Source organism: Salipaludibacillus sp. CUR1 (assembly GCF_021028955.1).
Lineage (GTDB): Bacteria > Bacillota > Bacilli > Bacillales > Salisediminibacteriaceae > Salipaludibacillus.
In genome coordinates this window covers 82096-107545 of the sequence record NZ_JAIWPE010000057.1, presented here as the reverse complement: position 1 = coordinate 107545, position 25450 = coordinate 82096, and the positions used below count along the sequence as shown (strand labels likewise).

Below are 25450 nucleotides of genomic sequence, written 5' to 3'. Positions count from 1 at the left end.
AGCAGATAAATTTCTAAGTTTCCCGCCTGGAACGACCATAAACAGTGCTTTTTTTAGCCTGTTGGCTTAACCTCTTCCATTCCTGATATATCCCCGCTTAATTTAAACCTGCCTCTTCCGCATATTTAAAATATTCTTCAAAGAGGTAAGGTTTGTATCCTTCCCATGGTTTTTTATAAGTCGTAAAATGAATAATAGAAGGTTCTATTTTAAGGTCGCTGTAACGGAACACTTGATAATTCCATGCCGGGTCTATTTTCAGCCATTTATCGTGAAGCAGGGCATTTAAAGGATCCTGGCTGCATAGTTTAATTTTTGAATGATTTTTTTTAATATAATGCAAAAGATGCTTCGAAATGTTTTGTTCTCTCCACTTTTTCAGATTAATTAACAATACCCCGGCATTAAAATAGCTTGATGTTTCGGGGATGGAGAGATCCTTAAACCTGTGCGTCAGCCCCGGATTTTCCACTGCCCCTACGATATTGCTGCCGAGGTCGTGGTTCCATAAATCAGTAACATCCCCTTTGACGACCATGTCACAATCTAAATAGAGCGCTTTATGAATGGTTTTATCCAGTATGTCAGGAATTGAAAACCTGTAATACGTTTCTTTAGTCAAGTGGCCTGAAGTTTTTAATTGGCTGTAGCGGGACGAGTCAATTTTTAAAAACTTCACCTCACTTTTATACGGACGGATGGCCTGTGTTATTTTTCTCTTATTTTGGAAGGTGAGACGGCTGTCAATGATATAAATGTTAACACGCATGGCACTCTTTTTATTCTTAAGCAGTGAATATAACATGACCGCCAGCGGTTCGGCATATTTGTTATTAGCTGCCGTCACAATGTGGATCGTTTCCATAAATGCCTCCTGTCTGGAAAATGCTGCAAAAATAATTTGTTAACCTTTTTTTATTAATTTTTCAATTTTTAAATAGCCGTCTTCTTCTTTATAAAATACCGGCTCATACTCGTTCCCCCATTTTTTTAAATAATGTTCAATAACTTCTCTTCTTAAATAGTTCCTTTTTTCAATGTTGTTAGAAGTGGATAATTGTGAGCGGTGTTTCGTCCGGTTATATAAATAGCGGTCAATAAAATACCAAGGATATTTCTCCATGAGTTTAAGGCAAATTCTCCTGTCTTCCATTATTCTTCCGTCAAATTTATCACTGATGTCCCATCCGCCTACTTCCAGAACAGCTTTAGTCCGGTAACACCTTGGACTAATGATATAAGTAAGATAGGTCAGAAAATCATACTTATCTTTAAACTGCCTGTGCCTGACTTTCTTTTTAACTTTCCACCCGCCTCTTTCTTTAACGTGGATAGCAGTATTTGCATAAAATAAAGCTGTATTTTCGTCGGCTTCCTGAATAGCTTTCGTAAAATGCTCCAGAGTTGATTTGTCCAGCCAGTCATCTGAATCAAGTTGAATAATATAGGGTGTGCTGACGGCTCTGACTGCATGATTCATCACTTGTGAGATGCCGACGTTCTTACTCAGCCTTTTAAAAGTAATTCTGGGGTCTTTTTTAATTAATTTTTTTAAAAAGAGAGGTATATCCTGGTCGGAAGCATCGTCAATTATAAGCATTTTCCAGTTTTTCTCCGTCTGGGTCATAACACTTCTGATTGCAGTGTCAATCATGCGCCACCGGTTGTGAGTCGGAATAACAACCGTAAATAAAGGATTACCCATAATAAAACCATACCTTTCACCAAACGTTAGTTAAGATTTATGTGTCCTGAAGCGAAAATCAACAACATAGTTTAACAAAACCAGGATTTAGAAAAGCTTTTAAGCATAATTCAGTTATTAAAAGAAGTCCGTAATTTTTCTAAATCAGCTAGAAGTTCTGTTGCCGTCCGGTACCTTTTGTCCTTACTGGGATGAATGCCTTTTTCTATTATTTTTTTTGCCAGATCATTTTCTAAAGGGAGGGAAGCGACAGCCAGATCTTTAATATAGTCATTGCTCGTATCGTTAGTGATCAGCTTAATACTCATATATACCGCTCTGTAGAGGTCTTTCATTTCTCCCCGTTTTTTTGAAGCTCTCCCAAAGTCAATTATTTTAATATTGTTGTGTTTATCAATCATGACATTTTTTAAATGAATATCGTTATGGTAGATCCCTTGTTTATGCAAGTCGCAAAGGCCTTTGACAATATTAGTTGTGATTTTAAAAGCTTCCCGTTCATTTAGATTGCCGGATTTCACCAGATATTTCTTTAAAGAGTGCCCGTCGATAAATTCCATAACGAGGTGAGGTTTCTTATTTAAAACAAAGAAGTCATAGCAAATTGGCAAGAAAGAGCTCTTACTATAACTTTTCATTATTTTATATTCATACTTGGCTGTATCCAGCGACTTAAATATTTTTACAGCTACTGTTTTCTTTCTTAACAGATCGAACCCGGTATAAATGTGCCCGTTTTTTCCATTATCTTCAGGCTGCCGTTTAATCATATAAGGATGTCCCTTAATTTTTTCCACGGATCCCCACTCCTTCTGCTCTTATGTATATTCCGGGAGCCCTTAATCGTTTGGGTATTCGCCACAGCTGCATTAAAATATCTTATCAGCTTTGAAGACGGGCAAAGGTTCTCTGTTTATGGTTAAAAAGAATGGCATGGTACGGGGCAATATGTTTAAACTAAAACTGGATGGGATAATCATGGGGTAGTGTGAGCAAGTTTTTGGACATTGCCTCTGTTTTTGAATACTATAGACGTGGAATAAAAATTAATGTGAGTAAAAGTCGCTAGGAGTGAAATCATGAGCGAAGAAAAAATTTATGATGTCGTAATTATTGGTGCAGGACCGGCAGGTATGACAGCGGCTGTTTATACTTCCCGCGCTAACCTGTCAACAGTGATGCTGGAGCGAGGAATGCCGGGAGGCCAGATGGCAAATACGGAAGATGTGGAGAACTATCCAGGCTATGACAGTATTCTCGGCCCTGACCTTTCCACGAAAATGTTCCAGCATGCTCAAAAATTCGGTGCGGAGTATGCATACGGAGATGTAAAAGAAATCATTGACGGAAAAGAGTATAAACGGATTATTACCGGCAATGGAGAGTACAAAGCCCGCTCGATTATTATTACTACCGGGGCCAAGTATAAAGAACTTGGTGTGCCGGGGGAAAAAGAGCTGGGAGGAAAAGGCGTTTCCTACTGTGCCGTATGTGATGGAGCTTTCTTTAAAAACAAAGAGCTTGTCGTAGTAGGCGGCGGCGATTCAGCCGTGGAAGAAGCCGTTTATTTAACACGTTTTGCGAGCAAGGTAACGGTTGTCCACCGACGTGACGAGCTGCGTGCCCAGAAGATTCTGCAGGACCGGGCTTTTGACAATGATAAAATTGACTTTATATGGAGCCATGTGGTCAAAGAAATTAATGAAGAAAACGGTAAGGTTGGAAGTGTGACCCTTGTAAATAAGAAAGACGGGTCTGAACGTGAATTCAAAACAGACGGTGTCTTTATTTATATCGGCATGCTGCCTATTAATGAACCGTTCCTTAACCTTGGCATTACGAACGAAGATGGTTATATTGAGACAAATGAAGATATGGAAACGAAAATTCCGGGCATTTTTGCAGCTGGAGACATCCGTGAAAAAATGCTGCGGCAAATTGTCACAGCAACAGGCGATGGAAGTATCGCTGCGCAGACGGCCCAGCATTATGTTGAAAATCTCGAAGAAGAACTTAAAAACGCAAAAAAAGTATAAGCCATTAAAGGGGCTGAAACAAAAGAACAGGCCCTTAAAGACATCCGGATCATACATGTGGTTCGGATGTCTTTTTAATGTGAATATAAATGCTTCCGGTGAACGAAGACGAGGACGCCCGGAGAGGAGCGATTTTTGCCTGCGACGAGTATCCGCAGTCGCACAGTCTGAAGAAAATCCACTTTCCTGAAGCAATCCTTCGGGAGAGTTTCTATACATGTTAGCGCCAGATTCAACTCAGCCTGAAGCTTTGTAGAACTGGACCTTCTTACTGCGCTATAATCCCTATGGCGTCACCGCTTTCTGTCCTTCGAGCAAATTGTCTGGTGCCTGTACTAATAAAATAAACAACCCTGTTATACTTAATTTGGTCAATTTTGGATGACTCTCTGCCATTGATTAATAAGTAAATTTACAAAAAGTAACCGGTGTTTAACTAACCTGTAACAATGCTGAAATATATTCGCGTTAAGATGTAGTTAGTAATTGACCCCCTTTTTATATATTACTTTTTGGCACGGGCAGAAGCCCGTGCTATTTTTTTGTTTTTTAGTATTGGCGTTGGTCGTTTCAAAAGAGATGTAGTATACTGTTATAAGATTCTGTTATATTTTTCGCCTTAAAAATGATAAAACACATATATTGTAATAAACGGCTTACGGAGGCGATCTTATTGCAGCGTGTATCCAATTGTATATTACGGAAAAACGATCAGGTTCTCTTATTAAAAAAGCCAAGCCGCGGCTGGTGGGTAGCACCGGGCGGTAAAATGGAACTGAGAGAATCTATACTTGAAAGTGCTGTAAGAGAGTATAAAGAAGAAACGGGGATTTCACTTAATAACCCCCGGTTAAAAGGAATCTTTACCTTTGTTATAGAGAATAAAGGTTCTGTGGTAAAAGAGTGGATGATGTTTACATTTAAAGCAACAGAGTTTTCGGGAGATCTCCTGGAACAATCTCCGGAAGGAGAATTAGCATGGGTGCCTGCAGACGCCATTCCAAACCTGCCTATGGCAGGGGGAGACTACATGATTTTTGACCACGTACTGAATAAAGACAGCCTGATTTACGGGACGTTTACTTATAATGAAAATATGGATCTCCTTTCCAGCAATCTGGAGGCTGAAGGAGAACTCATTAAAAAATCTAAAGGCTGATATGAAAGGGGGAGTTTCCTGTGACAGAGAAAGCCTCGGAAAATATTGAATTAGTTATAATCACCGGTATGTCCGGAGCCGGTAAGACGGTTGCAGTACAAAGCTTTGAAGATATGGGATATTTCTGTGTCGATAATTTACCTCCCGCACTTATTCCTAAATTTATTGATTTAGTAGAAGGTTCAGGGGGCAGAATGAAAAAAGTGGCTTTAGTCATTGATTTGAGAGGTCGGGAATTCTTTGATCATTTATTTGAGTCTATAAATGCTATATCTTCAGAATCAAAAGTCACTCCGCAAATTGTATTTTTAGATGCTAAAGATACGGTGCTTGTGAGACGCTATAAAGAAACAAGGAGGTCCCACCCGCTGGCAGACGGGGGAGGGCCTCTTGAAGGGATTACAGCGGAACGGGAAATGCTGGATGACCTGAGAGGACAAGCGCAGATGATTATTGATACAACCGATTTAAAACCCCTCGAACTGAGAGAGCGTATTTTAAACCGGTTCTCTTCAGAATCAAGAGAATCATTTAGTGTTCATGTGCTGTCATTCGGATACAAACACGGCATTCCTATAGATGCAGACCTTGTGTTTGACGTGAGGTTCCTGCCAAATCCCCATTACATCGATCATATGCGGCCGCAGACCGGGCTTGATAAAGAAGTTTCTGATTATGTATTAAAATGGAAAGAAACACAGCAGTTTATAGACAAACTGGATGACTTGCTTCAATATATGCTTCCTCATTATAAACGCGAAGGGAAAAGCCAGTTGATTCTTGCTATCGGCTGTACAGGCGGGAAACACCGCTCGGTTACATTAGCTGAATATTTTAAAAAAAGGCTGGAACAACTGGATTATTTCACTTATGTGACCCACAGAGATGTTGAAAAAGGAAGAAAAGAAAATTGAAAAAGGCAAAAATAGTTGTCTTAGGTGGCGGAACTGGCTTATCCGTCCTTTTACGAGGACTGAAAACTTTTCCGGTTGATATTTCTGCGATTGTTACAGTCGCAGATGATGGAGGAAGCTCGGGCAGGTTAAGGAAAGAGCTGAATATCCCGCCGCCTGGAGATATCAGAAATGTATTAATCGCTTTATCAGAAGTTGAGCCTTTAGTTGAAGAGCTGTTTCAGCATCGTTTTCAAAACGGCAATGGGTTGTCAGGCCATTCGCTCGGAAATCTTCTTCTGGCAGGCATGTCTTCTATTACAGGGGACTTTGCACAGGGAGTTCAGGAGATCAGCAGGGTACTCAATGTAAAAGGTAAAGTCCTTCCTGCATCCAACGAGCATATTACGCTGCATGCCGAGTACACTGACGGCAGTTTCACCGCAGGGGAGTCGAACATTCCGGACGCCCATAAAACAATTAAGCGTGTGTTCATAGAGCCGGAGAATCCGAAACCAATGGCAGAAGCCGTTCACGCTATAGAAGAAGCTGACTTGATCGTCCTTGGCCCCGGCAGTTTATATACGAGCGTTATTCCTAACCTCTTAGTTCCGGGTATGAAAGAAGCTTTAAGGCAGTCGAGGGCTACGAAAGTTTATATTTGCAATGTGATGACACAGCCTGGTGAAACAGACGGTTTTACTGTGTCCGATCATGTATCGGCTATAGATGACCATATGGGAGAGAAAATAGTCGATGCGGTGTTATTTAATACAGAGCCTATTCCTTTTTCGTACGCGCAGCGGTATAAGGAAGAAGGAGCGATGGGCGTCCCTGTGGATGAGAATACATTAAAAGAGATGGATGTCCTGCTGATTGGTGATCATTTATTATACTTTGATAACATCCTTCTCCGGCACGATGCTTTAAAAGTGTCGCAAAGATTAGTATCTTTGTTATAGTCCTGATATAATAAATCAAACCGTAAGCCCATCCTGCAATTAAGATAAGAGGCTGGAGGTGAGACCGATGTCTTTTGCTTCTATGACAAAAAAAGAATTAACCCATATGGAAGCAGACGGGTGCTGTTCAAAAGCTGAACTGGCGGCATTAATACGAATGAATGGTGCGATTTCAATCCGCAACATGCAGATTACTCTCGATATTCAGACTGAAAATGCTGCTATTGCAAGAAGGATTTATACTTTGTTAAAATCCAACTACGATGTTCATGTTGAACTGCTCGTCAGAAAAAAAATGAGACTGAAAAAAAATAACGTATATGTGGTGAGGATTTCAAAAGAGGCTAGAAAAATTCTTGAGTCCCTTCATATCGTTGATGAATCATTTGCGTTTACAAGGCAGATTTCAGAGAAATTGATAAATAAAGATTGCTGCAAGCGCGCTTATTTACGCGGCGCATTCTTAGCGGGAGGATCCGTTAATCACCCTGAAACTTCTTCTTACCACCTTGAAATTTTTTCTTTATATGAAGACCATAACCGGTCGTTATGCGACTTGATGAATCATTTTCACCTTAGCGCCAAAATGATTGAAAGAAAAAAAGGGTTTATTTTATATTTAAAAGAGGGAGAGAAAATCAGTGAGTTTCTTAATGTGATCGGAGCCCACCAGGCTTTATTAAGGTTCGAAGATGTCCGCATTATGAAAGATATGCGGAATTCAGTCAATCGTCTAGTCAATTGTGAAACAGCTAACTTGAATAAAACAGTAGGAGCCGCTATGCGGCAGGTGGAGAATATTCGTTTTATAAAAAACGAAGTAGGACTCGATGCTCTGCCGGACAAACTTCAGGAGATTGCCGAACTGCGGATTGAACACCAGGACGTTACCTTGAAAGAACTGGGGGAAATGGTTGAAAGCGGAAAAGTGAGTAAATCAGGTGTCAATCACCGCTTGCGGAAAATAGAAGAGTTTGCAAATAAGCTGCGTGCAGGGGAGAAAGTTTAACCCCTGCTTTTCATAAAAACAGGCATGAAAGCGTTTGAATGATTGACGTTAATTATTTATGCGGAAAATAAGGAGGATACACAATGATCGAAAAAACGATAACTGTAAAACGGAAAACAGGACTTCAGGCAAGGCCCGCAGCATTATTTGTCCAGGAAGCAAACCGTTTCTCGTCTGAAATATTTATTGAAAAAGACGGGAAAAATGTTAATGCTAAAAGTATTATGGGGATAATGAGTCTGGCTGTTGGGGCTAATAAAGACATACATTTAAAAGTGGACGGACCTGATGAGCAGGCGGCCATGGAAGCTTTAGTTGATTTTGTAGGACAGGAAGAATAATAAAAAGGCTGAACTAACGCACCCCAAATATTCATTTGGAGGTGCTTTTGTTTATTAAATAAACGACAAGCCCCTGGGTAAGCGTCCGCCTGGCGGTCTGGAATTACTAATTTTTTGGAAGACTCCATCTTTTTCAACTAAATAAACGGAAGTCCACACATACTATCGGAAGATAAATATTTAAATTACTTTTTTACCGCCGCTCGGCTTAGAATATAAAAGAGCGGCGCCTGAACGGCCCGCTCTTTAAAAATATTATTTGGCGCCTACGTCGCCGCCTTTATCCATAACATCATCAATTAATCCGTAATTCTTCGCATCCATAGCACTCATAAAGTTATCACGGTCTGTATCTTTACGGATTGTTTCAATAGGCTGGCCAGTGCGCTCTGACAGGATTTGATTAAGCTTTTCTTTCATTTCTACAATTCGTTTAGCGTGAATTTCAATGTCTGATGCCTGACCCTGCGTGCCGCCTAACGGCTGATGAATCATCACTTCACTGTTTGGAAGGGCAAAACGCTTTCCAGGTTCACCGGCAGCTAACAGGAATGCACCCATAGAAGCGGCCATACCGATGCAGATGGTCTGCACTTTTGGTTTAATAAACTGCATTGTATCATAAATTGCCATACCGGAAGTGATCGATCCGCCCGGGCTGTTAATATACAGTGAAATGTCTTTCTCCGGATCGTCAGCTGCAAGGAACAGAAGCTGGGCGACAATAGAGTTGGATACGTTGTCGTCTATACCTGAACCGAGCATAACAATACGATCCTTTAACAAACGGGAATAAATATCATATGCCCGCTCACCGCGATTTGTTTGTTCAATAACCGTAGGGACTAAATTCATGAATATGTTCCTCCTTTAAATGGATTCATTAGGCAATTAGCCAATTTTTTTCTAAGTATAATCCCATCATAACCTTAAAGGTCAATGAAGGTCAAATAATACTTCCCTGAAACTGAAATTTTTCTGTTCATCGTTATAAATGTTCCACTTTCATCTTAACCGTTTTCCCTTTTTTTAAAACAACAAACACATGAATATAATGAAGCAGAACGTAAAGTGAAGGGTTGTGAAATATGATATGATTATTAAGGTTAACCATGGAGTGATTTGTCAGACACAGGGATGGCGCTTTCATATATAATGAAACCAAGGAGGCTGTTCAGAATGAATATGGATTTTGGATTGTATCAGCAACAGTCGATGAAAATGGTGATGACGAATGAATTGCGGCAGGCCATTACCATACTGCAATATTCTGCTCTGGAACTGAATGATTATCTTCATGACCAGCAACTGGAGAATCCGCTGATTGAACTTAAAGACCACAATGTAACAGAAGAAGTTGAACGGCAAAAAATGAATGAATTTACACCTGTTTATGACTATAAATCTAAATACGACGGGGAAGAGGATTACTCCCCGCTGGAGTATATCAGTGAGCAAGAAGAAGGGCTTCAGGATTATTTATTAAACCAGATCCGGCTCCTTCATCTTCAGCCGGAGACCAGGAGAATTGTCACCTACCTTGCTTTAAGCGTAGATGAAAACGGCTATTTAAAACAAACGTGTGAAGAACTGGCAGAAGAAATGTCTGAAGAAGAGGAAGCCGTGAAGAAGGGAATGGAAGTACTTCAGAGTCTGGAACCTTTCGGAGTAGGGGCCCGCAATTTGAAAGAGTGTCTTCTGATTCAGCTAAGACAGCTGGAAACGAAAGATCCTTTAACAGAAGCTGTCATTATTAATCACCTGGATATTCTGGCTAAAAATAAGTTTAAAGAGATAGCTAAAGCTGAGAATGTGACCATTGATGATGTTCAGTATGTGGCAGATTTTATTCAGACATTAAATCCGAGACCCGGAGCGGTCTTCCACGCTGAACCAGCACGGTATGTTGTGCCGGACGTGACTGTCATGAAAATTAAAAATGACTTCGTGGTCAGGCTTAACGAACAGCATATGCCTAAAATGTTTATGAATAAACATTATGAAAAAATGCTTAAAGATAATGAAACCGATATCCGTAAATACATGAAACAGAAATTTGACCAGTTCCAATGGATCCTGCGAAGCATTGAACAAAGGCAGCAGACAATCTTAAAGGTGACAGAAGCTATTGTCCGCCATCAATACGATTTCTTTCTCCACGGACCATCACATTTGAAGCCGCTTACTCTGAAAACAATCTCGGAAGAGACGGATGTCCATGAATCAACCGTGTCACGGGCAACTATGAAAAAATACGTTCAGACACCAAGAGGGCTTTATGAGCTGAAGTACTTTTTCACCTCTGCTGTGGGAAGGGATTCGGCTGAGTCGAGTTCTTCCGAGCGGGTTAAAATTTACATGAAAAGGCTAATAGATGAAGAGAACAAGCACAAACCGTTCTCAGACCAGAAGCTTGCTGATTTATTAAAATCCGAGCACAAGATCCGTGTGTCGAGAAGAACTGTAGCAAAATACAGGGAAGAAATGCATATCCCTTCATCTTCACAACGAAAAAGGCATAAATGAGGAGAGTATGTGAGTGATATGAAAGTATTCTTTTATACAAAAGAAAAGTGTCCGCTTTGCGATAAAGGCCTGGAAAAGCTAAAAAATCTGGAAGACTGTGCAGAATTAGAGATAGAAATGAGAGACATTTATACAAAGGATGAGTGGCTTGAAAAGTACCAGATCCGAATCCCTGTTATTGAAGACGGTGGAGGCCGGGTCATTGATGAAGGAATTATTTCGGAAGAAGAGCTGGTAAAAAATCTCAACCTTAAATGAAAGCGCCCAACAAAATCTCAACAATTTGTTCACAAGAATTGAATTGATTTAAAGATCCTTCCTTGTTACAATTGATTTGCAAGTGTTAAGAGCTTGCTTTTCAAATGCATTTAAAAGGAATGATCTTTTTTTTCGGCCATGGTGGGACATAATATGTCTACAAGGGACGCAAAAAGTCCCTTACATATCCACGGCAAAAGGAGAATGCCGATGAACACGCTTTTAGACTTGCAAAAAAAATTATTGCCCGATCTGGTTGAAGTACTCGGTCAGCGCTACCGTATATTGCGCTTTATCCGTTTAATGCAGCCGATCGGCCGCAGGACTTTAGCTGGTAACCTGGAAATGTCGGAAAGAGTTCTGAGAAGTGAAGTCACATTCCTCAAAGAACAGGGGCTCATTGAATTTGCCCCAACTGGAATGACATTAACGGATGAAGGGAATAATTTGCTTAGCCAGCTGGAAGTAGTTATGAAAGATGTGTTTCAAACGCGCACGATGGAAGAAGAATTAAAAACGCGACTTGGTATTAAAGATGTTCATATTGTGCCGGGAGACAGTGATGAGTATGCGTGGGTCCAGAAAGAAATGGGACGTACATGCGTCACCCTTATAAAGCAGCGGATGGCTGCTGAAAACAATGTCATAGCGGTCACAGGCGGCACATCAATAGCTGCTGTAGCTGAAATGCTTGTTCCAGATTCGGGTTTGAAGGAAACGTTATTTGTTCCTGCCCGCGGCGGACTCGGTGAGCAGGTGGAAAACCAGGCGAATACGATTTGCGCCACAATGGCAAGAAAAGCGATGGGGTCATACAGGCTTCTCCATGTACCTGACCAGCTCAGTAAAGAAGCTTATGAATCTCTAATCAGTGAGCCTTCGGTTCAGGATATCCTTCGGCTAATAAAGTCGGCGACCATGGTTATTCATGGAATAGGTGAAGCTGAGACGATGGCTGTCAGAAGAAATTCTTCATCTCGTGTACTTGGGGAACTTAAAGACAAAAAAGCAGTAGCTGAAGCATTTGGTTATTATTTTAATCAATCTGGAGAGATTATTCATAAGGTACTTACGATCGGTTTGCAGCTTGAAGATCTGGAAGAGATTCCGTGTATTATTGCCGTAGCCGGTGGTACCTCAAAAGCAGAGGCCATTGAAGCCTATATGAAACGAAGGCCGAACCAGACGCTTGTGACAGATGAGGGTGCCGCAAGAGCCATTCTCGCTGAAAATGAAGTTTAAATTTTTTGCTAAAAGATAATAGACAATAGATGAATTGTTTATTCAAAGGGACTTTCCCTTTTGAAAATATATTAATGCTTTACCAAACTTAAGGAGGAATTTATTCATGGCAACAAAAGTAGGTATTAACGGTTTTGGACGAATTGGACGTGTCGTATTCAGACAAGCTCTTCAAAATCCTAAGGTAGAAGTAGTAGCAGTAAATGATCTTACAGATGCAAATATGCTTGCTCACTTATTACAATATGACTCCGTTCACGGGAAATTAGACGTGAAAGTGGAAGCTCAAGGTGACAACCTTGTAGTAGACGGTAAAGAAATTAAAGTAACTGCTGAAAAAGATCCAGCTAACCTTAAGTGGGGTGAAATGGGTGTAGAAGTTGTTGTTGAATCTACAGGAATTTTCACTCAGCGTGATGCAGCTGCCAAGCACCTTGAAGCAGGAGCTAAAAAAGTTGTTATTTCCGCACCGGCAAAAGAAGAAGACATTACAGTGGTTATGGGAGTTAACGAAGACAAATATGACCCTGCCAACCACCACGTAATCTCAAACGCTTCTTGTACAACAAACTGTTTAGCGCCATTCGCTAAAGTTCTTAACGACAAGTTCGGCCTTAAGCGCGGTATGATGACAACTGTTCACTCATATACGAATGACCAGCAAATTCTTGATTTGCCTCATAAAGATTACCGTCGTGCACGTGCTGCTGCGGAATCAATCATTCCAACAAGCACTGGTGCGGCAAAAGCGGTTTCTCTTGTTCTTCCTGAACTTAAAGGCAAATTAAACGGTGGAGCAATGCGTGTGCCGACTCCAAACGTTTCTCTTGTTGACTTAACTGCAGAACTTGGAAAAGATGTTACTGCTGAAGAAGTTAACGCAGCATTCAAAGAGGCTTCTGAAGGCGAATTAAAAGGAATTCTTGGATACAGCGAAGAGCCGCTCGTTTCTAAGGACTATAATGGCAACATTTATGCTTCAACGATCGATGCTCTTTCCACTATGGTAATGGAAGGCAACATGGTTAAAGTTATTTCCTGGTATGACAATGAAACTGGCTACTCTGCACAAGTTGTAAATCTTGTCGACTACATTGTAGAGCAAGGACTTTAAGTCTCAGCCGTTTGATCCATCCTGATCGATCTGACAATTAGGAGGCGGGCCCGTGTCCTGTCTCCTTTTTATTTCTACAGCACTCTGGAAGGTTTACCAGGTAAATTCGAGGGCTGTTCTCTGCATGTACTTAACCCCTGACCTTAAAAAGGAGGCAATTACCAATGAATAAGAAATCCATCCGGGATACAGATGTGAAAGGTAAACGTGTATTTTGCCGTGTAGACTTTAACGTGCCTATGAGCAATGGAGAAGTAACGGACGATACGCGTATTCGTGCTGCTTTGCCTACAATCCAGCTTCTAATAGAAAAAGGCGCTAAAGTGATTCTTGCCAGCCATCTAGGCCGTCCTAAAGGAGAAGCAGTTGAAGAACTCCGCCTGGACCCTGTAGCAAAGCGTCTAAGCGATCTTCTGAACCAGTCTGTTTTAAAAACAGATGAAGTATACGGCGAAGAGCCTAAAAAAGCTATAAAACAACTTGATGATGGAGGCGTCTTGCTTCTTGAAAATGTACGTTTTGAAGCTGGAGAAGAAAAAAATGACGCTGAACTTGCCAAACACATGGCTGAACTTGCAGATGTTTATGTAAATGATGCATTCGGTGCAGCTCACCGTGCTCATGCTTCAACAGAAGGAATCGCTCAGCATTTACCTGCAGTGGCCGGCCTTCTGATGGAAAAAGAGCTTGAAGTTCTCGGCAAAGCGATGGCTGACCCGGAGCGCCCGTTTACAGCCATTATTGGTGGAGCTAAAGTAAAAGATAAAATCGGTGTCATCGATAACCTTCTTGATAAAGTCGATAATTTAATTATCGGCGGCGGTCTTGCTTACACGTTTATCAAAGCTCAAGGCCATGAAATCGGGGAATCCCTGCTTGAAGAAGATAAAATCGATCTTGCCAAGCAGTTTATGGAAAAAGCCGAAAAGCAAGGCGTTAATTTTTATATGCCTATTGATGGTGTGATTGCTGATAAGTTCGGTGAAGATGCAGACACTAAAGTTGTGGATATTACTGAGATCCCTGCTGACTGGCAGGCTTTGGATATCGGGCCAAAAACTCTTGAAACTTACCGTGACGTCGTGCAAAATTCAAAACTTGTTATCTGGAACGGACCAATGGGCGTTTTTGAATTAGAGAAATTTGCTAAAGGTACTAAAGGAGTTGCCGAAGCGCTTGCTGATGCAAGTGAGACTTACACAGTGATCGGCGGCGGCGATTCTGCTGCAGCGGTGGAAAAATTCGGTTTTGCGGATAAGATGGACCATATTTCTACAGGCGGCGGCGCCTCACTTGAATTTATTGAAGGGAAAGACCTTCCAGGCGTAGTAGCATTAAACGATAAATAATATTTTTTAGGAGGCATTTTCATGCGTAAACCGATTATTGCAGGAAACTGGAAAATGAACAAAACGAAGGCTGAAGCTCTTGACTTTATTCAGGAAGTAAAAGGGCTTGTCCCATCCACAGATACAGTGGAATCTGTCATTTGTTCCCCATATTTATTTCTTGATGCGCTGATTGAAGAAGCGAAAGGAACTGACGTAAAAGTCGGTGCCCAAAACATGCATTTTGAAGAGAATGGGGCATTTACAGGGGAAGTCAGCCCGGTAGCTTTAAAAGACCTCGGTGTCGAATACGTGGTGATCGGCCACTCTGAACGACGTGAACTGTTTGGTGAAACAGATGAAAGTGTCAACCAGAAAGTCCACGCTGCTTTCAAACACGGCCTCGTACCGATTGTTTGTGTAGGTGAAACCTTAGAACAGCGTGAAGCAAATGAAACAAATAATGTCGTCACTAAACAAGTTAATGACGGATTAAAAGGGTTAACCGAAGATCAGGTAAAGCAGACTGTCATTGCTTATGAACCCGTCTGGGCGATTGGAACAGGCAAAACGGCTTCTTCAGAAGATGCAAATGAGACGTGTGGCGTTATCCGCCGGGTAGTAGGCGAAACCTTCTCTCAAGAGGCTGCTGAAGCCGTTCGTATCCAGTACGGCGGAAGCGTGAAGCCGGCTAATATTAAAGAGCTTCTCGGCCAGTCTGACATTGACGGTGCTCTAGTAGGAGGAGCAAGCCTCGAAGCTCAATCATTTTTACAACTTGTGGAGGCAGGAAATGAGTAAGCAACCAAAAGCATTAATTATTCTTGATGGTTTTGCCCTTCGTGACGATCAGGAAGGGAACGCAGTAGCCCAGGCGAACACACCAAACTTTGACCGCTACTGGAATAACTATCCTCATGCGACTCTTCAGGCTTGCGGACTGGCAGTCGGCCTTCCTGAAGGCCAAATGGGCAACTCTGAAGTGGGCCATTTAAATATCGGGGCCGGCAGAGTGGTCTATCAAAGTTTGACAAGGGTAAACCTCGCCATCGAGGAGCAGGAATTTTTCAAAAATGAAACATTTTTAGAAGCGATGGCTCATGTGAAAAAACACGGGACTGCGCTTCACTTGTACGGACTCTTGTCAGACGGCGGAATCCACAGTCATATTAACCACCTCATGGCTCTTCTTGAGTTGGCTAAAAAAGAAGGCGTGGAAAAAGTGTATGTTCACGGTTTCCTTGATGGACGTGACGTAGGCCCTCAGTCTGCAGATAAGTACATTCAGATTATTGAAGATAAAATGAAAGAACTGCAACTCGGAGAACTGGCATCCATCCAGGGCCGTTATTATGCGATGGACAGGGACAAACGCTGGGATCGCGTAGAGAAGGGCTACCGTGCGATGGTATACGGCGACGGACTGAAATACCGTTCCGCTTCGGAAGCGCTCGAAGACTCTTATAAAAACGAGATCCATGATGAATTTGTCCTTCCTTCAGTGATGACGAAAGAAGACGGTGAAACACCGGTCGGGACTATCCTGGATAATGATGCAATTGTCTTCTTTAACTTCAGACCGGACCGTGCGATTCAGATGTCCCAGGTCTTTACTAATCCTGATTTCTCAGACTTTGACCGCGGCGATCGTTTTCCGAAAAACGTCCACTATGTTTGTCTGACACACTTCAGTGAATCTGTGCAGGGACTTGTCGCGTTTGAACCTACAAACCTTGATAAAGTGCTTGGTGAAGTCGTATCAGATGCAGGCTTGAAACAGCTTCGCATTGCGGAAACTGAAAAGTACCCGCACGTCACTTTCTTCTTCAGTGGAGGTCGTGAACAGCAGTTCCCGGGAGAAGAGAGAATTTTAATCGATTCACCTAAAGTGGCAACGTATGACTTAAAGCCGGAAATGAGTGCTTATGAAGTAACTGACGCGCTTCTGGATGAAATTAAGGCGGATAAGCATGATATGATCATCCTTAATTTTGCTAACCCGGATATGGTTGGACATTCAGGTAAAATGGAGCCGACAATTAAGGCAGTTGAAGCTGTTGATGAGTGTTTAGGCAAAGTGGTGGACCTGATTGAAGAAAAAGGCGGTAAAACGATTATTACTGCCGACCACGGAAATGCAGATGTGCTTATTACAGATGAAGGCACCCCGATGACAGCTCACACGACCAACCCGGTACCAGTGATTGTTACCGATAAAGGGGTTGAGCTTAGGGAAGACGGCATTTTAGGCGATCTTGCCCCAACGATGCTTGAATTGCTGAAAGTAAACCAGCCTGAAGAAATGACTGGTAAATCATTAATTAAAAAGTAATAATAGGATAGAAGCGAAAAATCGACTATATTTTTAAAAATTAAAGGAGTGTTTTGAGATTATGACATTAATTACAGATGTATACGCACGCCAGGTATTAGATTCCCGCGGGAACCCGACAGTAGAAGTAGAAGTCCACGTAGAAAGCGGCGCATTCGGCCGTGCGATTGTACCAAGCGGTGCCTCTACAGGTGAATATGAAGCAGTAGAACTTCGTGACGGCGGAGATGCCTGGATGGGTAAAGGCGTTTCCAAAGCAGTGGAAAACGTTAATGAAGTCATTGCTCCTGAACTTGTCGGCTTTGACGCCCTTGATCAGCTTGGCATTGACCAGTTAATGATCGAACTTGACGGTACGCCTAACAAGGCGAAACTAGGCGCTAACGCAATTCTTGGTGTATCAATGGCTACTGCACGTGCGGCTGCTGAAGCGTTAGGCCTTCCGCTTTATGTTTACCTTGGCGGATTCAGCGCGAAGACTCTTCCAACGCCAATGATGAACATCTTAAACGGCGGTGAGCACGCTGATAATAACGTAGACATCCAGGAATTCATGATCATGCCTGTAGGCGCTGAAAGCTTTACTCAAGCTCTTCAAATGGGTGCGGAAATTTTCCACAACCTTAAGAAAGTATTAAGCTCTAAAGGCTACAATACAGCTGTAGGTGACGAAGGCGGATTCGCACCTAACCTGGGATCTAACGAAGAAGCCCTTGCCACAATTATTGAAGCAGTAGAAAAAGCAGGATACAAGCCGGGTGAACAGATCCAGCTGGCTATGGATGTTGCCGCTTCTGAAATTTACGAAGATGGCAAATATAACCTTAAAGGTGAAGGTGTCGTTAAAACTTCTGAAGAAATGGTTGACTTCTATGCGGACCTTTGCGAAAAATACCCAATCGTATCAATTGAAGACGGATTGGATGAAAACGACTGGGAAGGCTTTAAGCTTCTAACAGAGCGTCTTGGTGACAAGGTTCAGCTTGTAGGTGACGATCTCTTTGTAACTAACACTGAGAAACTATCCCGCGGTATTAAAGAAGGTATCGGTAACTCAATCCTTATTAAAGTAAACCAGATCGGCACACTTTCTGAAACTTTCGATGCTATTGAAATGGCCAAGCGTGCAGGCTACACAAATGTTATTTCTCACCGCTCCGGTGAAACTGAAGACAGCACAATTGCTGATATTGCCGTTGCTACAAATGCCGGCCAGATTAAAACAGGTGCTCCTTCCCGTACGGACCGCGTAGCGAAGTATAACCAGTTGCTTCGTATTGAAGATGAACTTCAATATATCGGCCAGTATGCCGGAAGTAAAGCATTCTACAACTTAGAAAAGTAATAAACGATGTCAAACCCCGGTTTCTTTGGATACCGGGGTTTTTTCCAGAATGTGGGGGGTCTGACCCCTATCTTGAAAAGCATTTGCAGCAGATAGGATGTTGCAGTGCAGCTTGTTTCATGTTATATTTTTAGAAGGTTTTGATGTCGATTTGGAGGTGTAGACGTGGAAGCTGTTGCATCCGTTTTGCTAGTGATTGTATCACTTTTATTAATTGCCGTAGTATTATTACAGTCCGGAAAAAGTGCCGGCCTGTCAGGCGCCATTTCCGGTGGTGCCGAGCAGTTAGTAGGAAAGCAGAAAGCCAGAGGGCTGGACGCTGTTCTTCAAAAAGCCACTGTGGTTCTTGGAACGCTTTTCTTCCTGTTAACATTGGCCGTTGCATTTTTTATGTAAATAGCTTAACGAAAGCAGCAGACAGGGACAGTCTGCTGCTTTTTACGTGCTGGTTAATTTCCTTCCTGAATGGGAATAAAGAAGATATGCTGAGCAAGGTACGTGACAGCACCAGGCTGTTTTTCATATGATAAATAAGTGTCTCATTCAGGAGTGATAGCTATGATTGGATGCCTTATCATCCATGGTTTTTCCGGTACGCCGGATGAAGTTGCAGATATTGAACAGCACTTAAAGAAAAAAAACTGGCTCGTATACTGCCCCGAACTTCCAGGGCATGACGGCACTAAAGAAAGTATGAAGTCAGTTACTTATAAACATTGGGTTTTTAAAGCTAAAGTTGCTTTGGAGGAGCTAATGGACCGATGTGAAAAAGTCTATCTCATCGGTTTTTCTATGGGCGGTGTCATTGCCAGTTTTCTCGCCTCCCAATACCCGGTGGAAAGGCTGGTTCTCCTCAGTGCCGCCGCCTATTACCTTAATCCGAAACAGATCGTACAGGATGTGACTGGCTGGTTTCTTGAAGGAGTACGCGGCGAACTTGATAAAGATGATTATTACCAGTTTTACCGCGAGAAAATTTTACGGACGCCGATGGCTGCTACGATTGAATTTGCAAAAATGGTCAAAAAGCTGCGTCCTCATTTAGATCAGATTACCGTCCCGACACTTGTCATTCAGGGAGAAAGTGATGGTCTTGTCCCGCAAAAAAGTGCTGAATATATTTATGAGCATATCCAGTCAGAGGAAAAGAAACTGTACTTCTTTCCTGAGGCTAAACATTATATATGGTTTGGCGATGATAAGGATAAATTGCTTGAAGCGATTGACGACTTTTTTTCAGGGACAACCGAGGGGACGCAGAAGCCCGTGAGTGAATCTGAGGCAGAAGGGACAGGCTGACGAATCAACACAGCCGAGGTTCCTTCCTGGAAACTTATTTAATGACAACAGTAACAACATGAAAGGAATGTTTGATAATGATGAAAGTTGCACAGCCAAAGCCATTTACCTTTGAAGGAGGGGAGCGGGCCGTGCTGCTCTTGCACGGATTTACAGGTAACTCTGCCGATGTACGCATGCTGGGGAGATACCTTGAAAAAAGAGGGTATACCTCACACGCTCCGCATATGAAAGGACACGGAGTTCCGCCGGAGGAACTAGTCCACACCGGGCCGGAAGACTGGTGGGAGGACGTGCAGGCTGGCTACCAGCATCTGAAAGAGATGGGCCACGATAAAATTGCTGTGGCAGGTTTATCCTTAGGGGGTGTATTTTCCTTGAAACTCGGGTACACACTACCTGTGAAGGGAATTATCCCTATGTGTGCACCAATGTATATAAAGAGTGAAGAAACAATGTATCAGGGTGTCCTGGAATATGCTAAAAAATATAAACAGTGGGAAGGCAAAGATGAGGGAGAAATTAAAGATGAAATGGCTAAATTTAAAGAGACGCCGATGAACACTTTAAAATCATTACAGGAACTTAATAAGGAAGTAAGAGACAACCTTGATATGATTTATACCCCTACTTTTGTCGTACAAGCCCGCCATGATGAAATGATTAATACCGACAGTGCAAATATGATTCATGATAATGTAGAAACAGATCAAAAAAAGCTTAAATGGTACGAGGAATCAGGACACGTCATAACGCTGGACAAAGAACGGGATCAGCTGCATGAGGACGTATATGCCTTTTTAGAGGATCTGGACTGGGAAGATTAATTAGACGCCCGCGCCCTTATCCGGCATGCTGCTTCCCGCAATGAAAGGAGATATAGATACAATGACAGACGCAACTAAAGACAGAATTCTTCATTATATGAAGGACGAAGCTGACAAGCCTCTTTCTATTAAAGAGATGGAAGAAGCATTCGGGCTGGAGGATTCAAGTCAATTCAAACAATTTGTCAAAATACTGAATGAACTAGAAGAAGACGGCGATGTCGTTCGTACCCGTACAAACCGGTATGGACTTCCGGAGAAAATGGACTTGATCCGCGGAGAAGTTATCATGCATCCGAAAGGCTTTGCCTTTGTAAAAACGGAAGAAGGCATGGATGATGTTTATGTAGCAGGTTCTGATATGAACAGTGCCATGAATAAAGATAAAGTGCTTGTTCGCCTGCAGAGGGATTCGAGCGGGGCCCGGCCAGAAGGGACAATAATCCGAATTTTAAAGCGCGGGATAACCCAGACAGTAGGTACTTACGTAGATGATAAGTATTACGGATTTGTGGTCTCTGATGATAAAAGGATTCCTGCTGATATTTTTATCCCTAAAGGCAAGGAATTAGGGGCAGTAGACGGCCATAAAGTCCTCGTTGAAATTACGAAATATCCCGAGGGGCGCATGAGCGCTGAAGGGCATGTGACGAAAGTGCTTGGCCACAAAAACGACCCTGGAGTGGACATTCTTGCTGTCATCCATAAACACGGACTGCCGGGCGAATTTTCTGACGAAGTCATTGAGCAGGCAAACAGTGTGCCTGATGAGATCGCTTCTGACGAGTTAGAAGGGCGCCGGGACTTGCGTGATGAAACAATTGTAACCATTGACGGGGCAGATGCAAAAGATCTGGATGATGCCGTTCAGGTAAAAAGACTGGAAAACGGTAATTACCTTCTCGGAGTCCATATCGCAGATGTTTCCCATTACGTCAAAGAAGGATCGCCTATTGACGAAGAAGCTTTCGAGAGGGCGACGAGCTGTTATTTAGTGGACAGGGTGATCCCGATGATCCCGCACAGGCTGTCAAACGGGATTTGCTCACTCAATCCGCAAGTTGACAGGCTGACCTTATCGTGCGATATGGAAATTACACCAAAGGGCGAGGTCGTCAACCACGATATTTACCAAAGTGTTATCCGTACAAACGAAAGAATGACTTATACAGATGTAAGGAAAATTTTGCTGGATGAAGACGACGATGTTAAAAAACGTTATGAACCTCTTATTCCGTTTTTTAAAGATATGGAAGATCTGGCTGAAATCCTGCGCAGGAAACGTTTTGCCCGAGGAGCGATTGACTTTGACTTTAAAGAAGCAGGCGTGAAAGTGGACGAAGAGGGCAACCCAACAGATGTCGTGATCCGTGAGCGTACAGTCGCCGAAAAGCTCATTGAGGAATTTATGCTTGCAGCGAACGAAACGGTAGCTGAACATTTCCACTGGATGAAAGTACCGTTCGTTTACCGTATTCATGAGGACCCGGACGAAGAGAAACTGAATCAGTTTCTTGAATTTATAACAAATTTCGGATATGTAGTAAAAGGGACATCTAACACTGTTCATCCACGCGCCTTGCAGGAGCTGCTTGAAGAAGTCAAAGGAGAGCCTGAAGAAGCGGTCATCAGCACAGTCATGCTCAGGTCCATGAAGCAGGCGAAATACGATCCTGAAAATATCGGGCACTTCGGTTTATCGGCGGACTTCTATACCCATTTCACGTCACCGATCCGCCGTTATCCTGACCTTATTGTTCACAGATTAATCCGTGCGTATTTAATTGAAGGGAAGCCGACAGAAAAACTGATCGAAGAATGGAATGAGAAGCTTCCTGATATTACACGCCATTCATCTGAAATGGAACGACGGGCTGAAGAAGCCGAGCGTGAAACAGACGAAATGAAAAAAGTTCAGTATATGGAAGATAAAGTCGGCCAGGAATACGAAGGGATTATCAGCGGTGTGACAAACTTTGGTCTGTTCGTGGAATTGCCGAATACGATCGAAGGTCTCGTGCACGTCAGCTATCTGACAGACGACTATTACCATTATGATGAAAAACACTATGCCATGATTGGTGAGAGGACAGGGAATGTCTTCCGCATCGGTGATGAAATTGAAGTTCGCGTGACAAATGTTAACGTTGAAGAACGTATCATTGACTTTGAAGTCGTCGGTATGAAACCGCGTAAACAGAGAAAGAAAGAGGCTCCGCGGGTGATTGAAGGCGGCAACCGCAAAAAACGCGGTAAGAAAACGGAAGGCCTCAGCCTGGGTGACAAAAAACAGGATAAAAAATCCGGAGACAAGGGCAAAAAGCGCAAGAAAAAAGCGTTTTATGAAAATGTGCCAAAAAATAAACGCTTAAAAGGGAAAAAGAAGAAGAAATAGAGTAACCGAAGCTCATCCCGTGCGGGTGGGCTTTTGAATTTTTGCTGGATAGGGGGTTAATATGAAGTTAAAGAGCGGGGCGTGAGGTTTTATCGGCGAAAATGAAGCTTCTATCAGCGAAAAATGACATCAATCAGCGAAACTGAGTGTTCAATCAGCGGAAATTGAGATCAATCAGCGAAACTGAGTATCCTATCAGCGAAAATCACGTTCAATCAGCGAAAAAGGAACTCCTATCAGCGAAACCCGCACCGCATCTATTCACGATTAAACAAATTGAAGCTCTATCCGAATTTTGGTATGATTAGATAATGAGGCAGATGGAAAGGATGCAGGAATCATGGCTACAGAAGGAAAACAAATCGCACAAAATAAGAAAGCGCGCCACGATTTTCATATTGAGGACACATACGAAGCTGGAATGGTTTTAACAGGAACAGAAATTAAATCAGTCCGTAACCGGAGAGTCAATTTAAAAGACTCGTTTGCGCGTGTTTCCCAGGGAGAGGTCTGGCTGCACAATCTGCATATCAGCCCTTACGAACAGGGGAACCGGTATAACCACGATCCTGTAAGGACGCGAAAACTCTTGCTTCATCGCAAGCAGATTAATCAGCTCATCGGAATGACCCAGCAAAAAGGGTACACCCTCGTTCCGCTGAAAATTTATATTAAAAACGGGGTTGCAAAAGTTTTAATCGGCCTCGGTAAAGGGAAAAAGAAACATGATAAGCGTGAGGATCTGAAGCGGAAGGATGCAAAAAGAGAAATCCAGAGAGCCTTTAAAGACCAGCAGCTGGGACGTTAACAGATATGAAGCTTTCCATTTGACTGGGAGCTCTGATATGTTATAATAGTATTTGTCGTTAAGGAAAAGTGTATATAAGATCTATCCTTAATGTTCTCTTATCTCTTGGGGACGTTCTGGATTCGACAGGGATAGGTCGTGCTTAAGTCGCGAGTCGAGCTGGGTGTCCTCGTATAAAACGCCCATCGCCTATAGTTGGCAAACAAGATAACGATTTCGCTTTAGCAGCGGCGTAAAAACCCTGCTAGCGGTTCCTCCCTTCATCGCCCATGTGAAGGATCAGGGACTCACTCTAAGTGGGATACGCCTAGAGTTCTCCACCTGAGGACAATAGGAAGAGATTAATCAGGTTAGCCGCACGGAAGCCTGTTAGTTGGCTGAAGTGACGGCGAAACACTAATAAACTGACTACGCTCGTAGAAGCTTAAGTTGCGTTATCTCTGGACGTGGGTTCGATTCCCACCGTCTCCACCATACATACGTATATGGTGGTTTTTTTATTTTAAAATTATCTAGCTCCTTAAAATTATTGTTATATTACCTTCAGCTTCTCTTTTTGACGTGGAGAGGCACAAGGATCTATTTACGTAATCCTTTCTTTTTTTTCAGGAGGAGTCTGGGTGTACCAATATGATCTACACAAGTTTAATACGGAATTAAGTATAAAAAATCTATAGCTTTCGCCAAAACTTGGCGGTAAGCTATAGATTTTCTAATTTTAAGATTAATTTTCTGGTATCTATTACTCCGCTAAAAGAACCAGTATGCCTTTTAAAACAACAAGCAATAAACCTGCTGAAAGGATGGAGGTAAGTGACTGTTTAAAGGTAAGTGCAGCAGCAAATTTAATACCACCTTTTTTAGTAATTGTCCATAAGGTTACAAGGCAGCCGGATAAGGTGGAAGCTAAATACACAAGAACAAAAGTTTCTACAGTTGTAAATGTGGCAAGGGCAGCTCCGCCTCCTTCATTCAGTAAAAGGATGCCATCTTTTCTTATAATTGAAAAAGCTATACCGGTTGCTGCTTCTGCAGGCAGAGAAAGCAACGTTAATAATGGCTGTAATAAAGAAACCAAATACTGAGTAACAGATAATTCGTCCATTAAAAATGCGGCAAAACAAATAATTAAAAATATAGGCATTGCTTGATAAAAGAACTGAGACAACATCCCATTAACTTTTATTAATATTTTTTTCCAATCAGGTTTCTTGAGGGGGACATGTTCCTGGAAAAATACCGGATCAGCTCCCTCTTTTCCGTACCACACACGAGTATGGATGGATCCTGCAATAAAAAGCAATAACAAATATGGGAGGAATAGCCAAGGTGCGTTGGCTGTATTAAAAATTGATAAAGTGGCTCCAATTTGGTAACTGCAAGCTGATCCAAAGGTAATCATTGACACACATTGTTTTTGAGTGCAAGATTGACACCCGTTTGTCTGCATGACAGCTACGACATTGCAGCCATAACCAGATAAAACAGGTATGAAATCTCTTCCCGATAAACCCAGTTTATGAAGCAGAGGTTCACTATGGAAAATAAGCCTTCTTTGAAGCCGGATATCTTCTGTAACGGCTATACTCACCCCTACCAGTAATACAACAGGAAAAGCCCAAATGAATGAAAAAGATCCTAATGAAAGAACGCCGAAATCCCCAAATAAAAAAGCTTGTAATAAAGAAGGTGTGCCGGAAAAAAACACCCTTAAAGGTTCAATAAAATGTGTATTTACTAATGGGTCTGTATAGGAAGCAAACTTATAAGCTAAAAAAACAGGAATCCCATAAATTAAAATAATAATTAAAATCACAAAGATAGACATGAAAGGGTTGCTCAGACGAGAAGAGCTCTCAGAAGAGCAGTGT

Annotated in this window: 24 protein-coding genes and 1 other RNA gene; 20 read left to right on the top strand and 5 right to left on the bottom strand. The window is 42.2% G+C overall.

Annotated features, from left to right (window positions below):
* Window positions 1-97: 97 nt before the first annotated feature.
* The 3 genes from K8O68_RS11880 to K8O68_RS11870 all read right to left on the bottom strand — a co-directional run bounded on the left by K8O68_RS11880 (window position 98) and on the right by K8O68_RS11870 (window position 2502).
* A complete protein-coding gene (locus K8O68_RS11880; RefSeq protein ID WP_230897096.1) occupies window positions 98-865 on the bottom strand; it encodes a glycosyltransferase family 8 protein in 768 nt (255 codons plus the stop codon).
* Between the two features lie 39 nt (window positions 866-904).
* Complete coding sequence (locus tag K8O68_RS11875) at window positions 905-1705, bottom strand: glycosyltransferase family 2 protein (RefSeq protein ID WP_230897095.1); 801 nt, start codon at window positions 1703-1705, stop codon at window positions 905-907.
* A gap of 110 nt (window positions 1706-1815) precedes the next feature.
* On the bottom strand, window positions 1816-2502 hold the full coding sequence (locus K8O68_RS11870) for a protein kinase domain-containing protein (RefSeq protein ID WP_230897094.1): 687 nt from the start codon (window positions 2500-2502) through the stop codon (window positions 1816-1818).
* Window positions 2503-2784: 282 nt separating this feature from the next.
* Between K8O68_RS11870 and trxB the strand changes: the two genes are divergently transcribed.
* From trxB to K8O68_RS11840, 6 genes are all read left to right on the top strand, one after another.
* Window positions 2785-3741: a thioredoxin-disulfide reductase gene (gene trxB, locus K8O68_RS11865; RefSeq protein ID WP_230897093.1), complete on the top strand. Its 957-nt coding sequence runs from the start codon at window positions 2785-2787 to the stop codon at window positions 3739-3741.
* Window positions 3742-4414: 673 nt separating this feature from the next.
* Window positions 4415-4900, top strand: coding sequence for an NUDIX hydrolase (locus K8O68_RS11860; RefSeq protein ID WP_230897092.1), 486 nt, complete (start codon window positions 4415-4417; stop codon window positions 4898-4900).
* 20 nt (window positions 4901-4920) lie between these two features.
* Entirely contained in the window at window positions 4921-5814 is an 894-nt protein-coding gene (gene rapZ, locus K8O68_RS11855; RefSeq protein WP_370640522.1) for an RNase adapter RapZ, read from the top strand.
* On the top strand, window positions 5811-6755 hold the full coding sequence (locus tag K8O68_RS11850) for a gluconeogenesis factor YvcK family protein (protein WP_230897091.1): 945 nt from the start codon (window positions 5811-5813) through the stop codon (window positions 6753-6755). Before rapZ ends, K8O68_RS11850 begins: the two co-directional genes overlap by 4 nt.
* A gap of 67 nt (window positions 6756-6822) precedes the next feature.
* A complete protein-coding gene (whiA, locus tag K8O68_RS11845) occupies window positions 6823-7764 on the top strand; it encodes a DNA-binding protein WhiA (protein WP_230897090.1) in 942 nt (313 codons plus the stop codon).
* 83 nt (window positions 7765-7847) lie between these two features.
* Window positions 7848-8105, top strand: a complete 258-nt coding sequence (locus K8O68_RS11840) for an HPr family phosphocarrier protein (RefSeq protein WP_093056024.1) — start codon at window positions 7848-7850, stop codon at window positions 8103-8105.
* 255 nt (window positions 8106-8360) lie between these two features.
* Here K8O68_RS11840 and clpP read toward each other — a convergent pair whose 3' ends face one another.
* Window positions 8361-8960 carry an ATP-dependent Clp endopeptidase proteolytic subunit ClpP gene (clpP, locus tag K8O68_RS11835; RefSeq protein WP_093056022.1) on the bottom strand — a complete coding sequence of 200 codons (600 nt, stop codon included), beginning with the start codon at window positions 8958-8960 and terminating at the stop codon, window positions 8361-8363.
* A gap of 324 nt (window positions 8961-9284) precedes the next feature.
* On the opposite strand from clpP, the gene rpoN reads away from it, so the two are divergent.
* The 14 genes from rpoN to ssrA all read left to right on the top strand — a co-directional run bounded on the left by rpoN (window position 9285) and on the right by ssrA (window position 24053).
* Entirely contained in the window at window positions 9285-10631 is a 1347-nt protein-coding gene (rpoN, locus tag K8O68_RS11830) for an RNA polymerase factor sigma-54 (protein ID WP_230897089.1), read from the top strand.
* 18 nt (window positions 10632-10649) lie between these two features.
* Entirely contained in the window at window positions 10650-10889 is a 240-nt protein-coding gene (locus K8O68_RS11825) for a glutaredoxin family protein (protein ID WP_230897172.1), read from the top strand.
* 210 nt (window positions 10890-11099) lie between these two features.
* The gene (locus K8O68_RS11820) at window positions 11100-12131 is read left to right on the top strand and encodes a sugar-binding transcriptional regulator (protein WP_230897088.1); all 1032 of its coding nucleotides are present in this window, start codon (window positions 11100-11102) and stop codon (window positions 12129-12131) included.
* Window positions 12132-12237: 106 nt separating this feature from the next.
* Complete coding sequence (gap, locus tag K8O68_RS11815; RefSeq protein ID WP_230897087.1) at window positions 12238-13245, top strand: type I glyceraldehyde-3-phosphate dehydrogenase; 1008 nt, start codon at window positions 12238-12240, stop codon at window positions 13243-13245.
* A 164-nt stretch (window positions 13246-13409) separates the two neighbouring features.
* On the top strand, window positions 13410-14594 hold the full coding sequence (locus tag K8O68_RS11810) for a phosphoglycerate kinase (protein WP_230897086.1): 1185 nt from the start codon (window positions 13410-13412) through the stop codon (window positions 14592-14594).
* Between the two features lie 21 nt (window positions 14595-14615).
* A complete protein-coding gene (gene tpiA, locus K8O68_RS11805; RefSeq protein WP_230897085.1) occupies window positions 14616-15374 on the top strand; it encodes a triose-phosphate isomerase in 759 nt (252 codons plus the stop codon).
* A complete protein-coding gene (gene gpmI, locus K8O68_RS11800) occupies window positions 15367-16905 on the top strand; it encodes a 2,3-bisphosphoglycerate-independent phosphoglycerate mutase (RefSeq protein WP_230897084.1) in 1539 nt (512 codons plus the stop codon). Before tpiA ends, gpmI begins: the two co-directional genes overlap by 8 nt.
* A 61-nt stretch (window positions 16906-16966) precedes the next feature.
* Window positions 16967-18250 carry a phosphopyruvate hydratase gene (gene eno / locus K8O68_RS11795; RefSeq protein WP_093056008.1) on the top strand — a complete coding sequence of 428 codons (1284 nt, stop codon included), beginning with the start codon at window positions 16967-16969 and terminating at the stop codon, window positions 18248-18250.
* 165 nt (window positions 18251-18415) lie between these two features.
* Window positions 18416-18646, top strand: a complete 231-nt coding sequence (gene secG / locus K8O68_RS11790; RefSeq protein ID WP_230897083.1) for a preprotein translocase subunit SecG — start codon at window positions 18416-18418, stop codon at window positions 18644-18646.
* 162 nt (window positions 18647-18808) lie between these two features.
* Window positions 18809-19549 (top strand): alpha/beta hydrolase, encoded by a 741-nt coding sequence (locus K8O68_RS11785; RefSeq protein WP_230897082.1) that lies wholly within the window; start codon window positions 18809-18811, stop codon window positions 19547-19549.
* An 80-nt stretch (window positions 19550-19629) separates the two neighbouring features.
* Window positions 19630-20376, top strand: coding sequence for an alpha/beta hydrolase (locus K8O68_RS11780; protein ID WP_230897171.1), 747 nt, complete (start codon window positions 19630-19632; stop codon window positions 20374-20376).
* Window positions 20377-20437: 61 nt separating this feature from the next.
* A complete protein-coding gene (rnr, locus tag K8O68_RS11775) occupies window positions 20438-22771 on the top strand; it encodes a ribonuclease R (RefSeq protein ID WP_230897081.1) in 2334 nt (777 codons plus the stop codon).
* Between the two features lie 340 nt (window positions 22772-23111).
* Window positions 23112-23579 (top strand): SsrA-binding protein SmpB, encoded by a 468-nt coding sequence (gene smpB, locus K8O68_RS11770; protein WP_093055234.1) that lies wholly within the window; start codon window positions 23112-23114, stop codon window positions 23577-23579.
* A 107-nt stretch (window positions 23580-23686) separates the two neighbouring features.
* Window positions 23687-24053, top strand: a transfer-messenger RNA (tmRNA) gene (gene ssrA, locus K8O68_RS11765).
* Window positions 24054-24321: 268 nt separating this feature from the next.
* Here the strand turns inward: ssrA and K8O68_RS11760 are convergent.
* Window positions 24322-25407 (bottom strand): nucleoside recognition domain-containing protein, encoded by a 1086-nt coding sequence (locus K8O68_RS11760; protein ID WP_230897080.1) that lies wholly within the window; start codon window positions 25405-25407, stop codon window positions 24322-24324.
* Window positions 25408-25450 lie beyond the last annotated feature (43 nt).

What these genes read in the sequence shown, in the direction of transcription:
- K8O68_RS11880 (WP_230897096.1), bottom strand. Translation starts at nt 865, where the DNA reads ATGGAAACGATCCACATTGTGACGGCAGCTAATAACAAATATGCCGAA.
- K8O68_RS11875 (WP_230897095.1), bottom strand. Translation starts at nt 1,705, where the DNA reads ATGGGTAATCCTTTATTTACGGTTGTTATTCCGACTCACAACCGGTGG.
- trxB (WP_230897093.1), top strand. Translation starts at nt 2,785, where the DNA reads ATGAGCGAAGAAAAAATTTATGATGTCGTAATTATTGGTGCAGGACCG.
- whiA (WP_230897090.1), top strand. Translation starts at nt 6,823, where the DNA reads ATGTCTTTTGCTTCTATGACAAAAAAAGAATTAACCCATATGGAAGCA.
- K8O68_RS11840 (WP_093056024.1), top strand. Translation starts at nt 7,848, where the DNA reads ATGATCGAAAAAACGATAACTGTAAAACGGAAAACAGGACTTCAGGCA.
- clpP (WP_093056022.1), bottom strand. Translation starts at nt 8,960, where the DNA reads ATGAATTTAGTCCCTACGGTTATTGAACAAACAAATCGCGGTGAGCGG.
- rpoN (WP_230897089.1), top strand. Translation starts at nt 9,285, where the DNA reads ATGAATATGGATTTTGGATTGTATCAGCAACAGTCGATGAAAATGGTG.
- K8O68_RS11825 (WP_230897172.1), top strand. Translation starts at nt 10,650, where the DNA reads ATGAAAGTATTCTTTTATACAAAAGAAAAGTGTCCGCTTTGCGATAAA.
- K8O68_RS11820 (WP_230897088.1), top strand. Translation starts at nt 11,100, where the DNA reads ATGAACACGCTTTTAGACTTGCAAAAAAAATTATTGCCCGATCTGGTT.
- gap (WP_230897087.1), top strand. Translation starts at nt 12,238, where the DNA reads ATGGCAACAAAAGTAGGTATTAACGGTTTTGGACGAATTGGACGTGTC.
- K8O68_RS11810 (WP_230897086.1), top strand. Translation starts at nt 13,410, where the DNA reads ATGAATAAGAAATCCATCCGGGATACAGATGTGAAAGGTAAACGTGTA.
- tpiA (WP_230897085.1), top strand. Translation starts at nt 14,616, where the DNA reads ATGCGTAAACCGATTATTGCAGGAAACTGGAAAATGAACAAAACGAAG.
- gpmI (WP_230897084.1), top strand. Translation starts at nt 15,367, where the DNA reads ATGAGTAAGCAACCAAAAGCATTAATTATTCTTGATGGTTTTGCCCTT.
- eno (WP_093056008.1), top strand. Translation starts at nt 16,967, where the DNA reads ATGACATTAATTACAGATGTATACGCACGCCAGGTATTAGATTCCCGC.
- K8O68_RS11785 (WP_230897082.1), top strand. Translation starts at nt 18,809, where the DNA reads ATGATTGGATGCCTTATCATCCATGGTTTTTCCGGTACGCCGGATGAA.
- K8O68_RS11780 (WP_230897171.1), top strand. Translation starts at nt 19,630, where the DNA reads ATGAAAGTTGCACAGCCAAAGCCATTTACCTTTGAAGGAGGGGAGCGG.
- rnr (WP_230897081.1), top strand. Translation starts at nt 20,438, where the DNA reads ATGACAGACGCAACTAAAGACAGAATTCTTCATTATATGAAGGACGAA.
- smpB (WP_093055234.1), top strand. Translation starts at nt 23,112, where the DNA reads ATGGCTACAGAAGGAAAACAAATCGCACAAAATAAGAAAGCGCGCCAC.
- K8O68_RS11760 (WP_230897080.1), bottom strand. Translation starts at nt 25,407, where the DNA reads ATGTCTATCTTTGTGATTTTAATTATTATTTTAATTTATGGGATTCCT.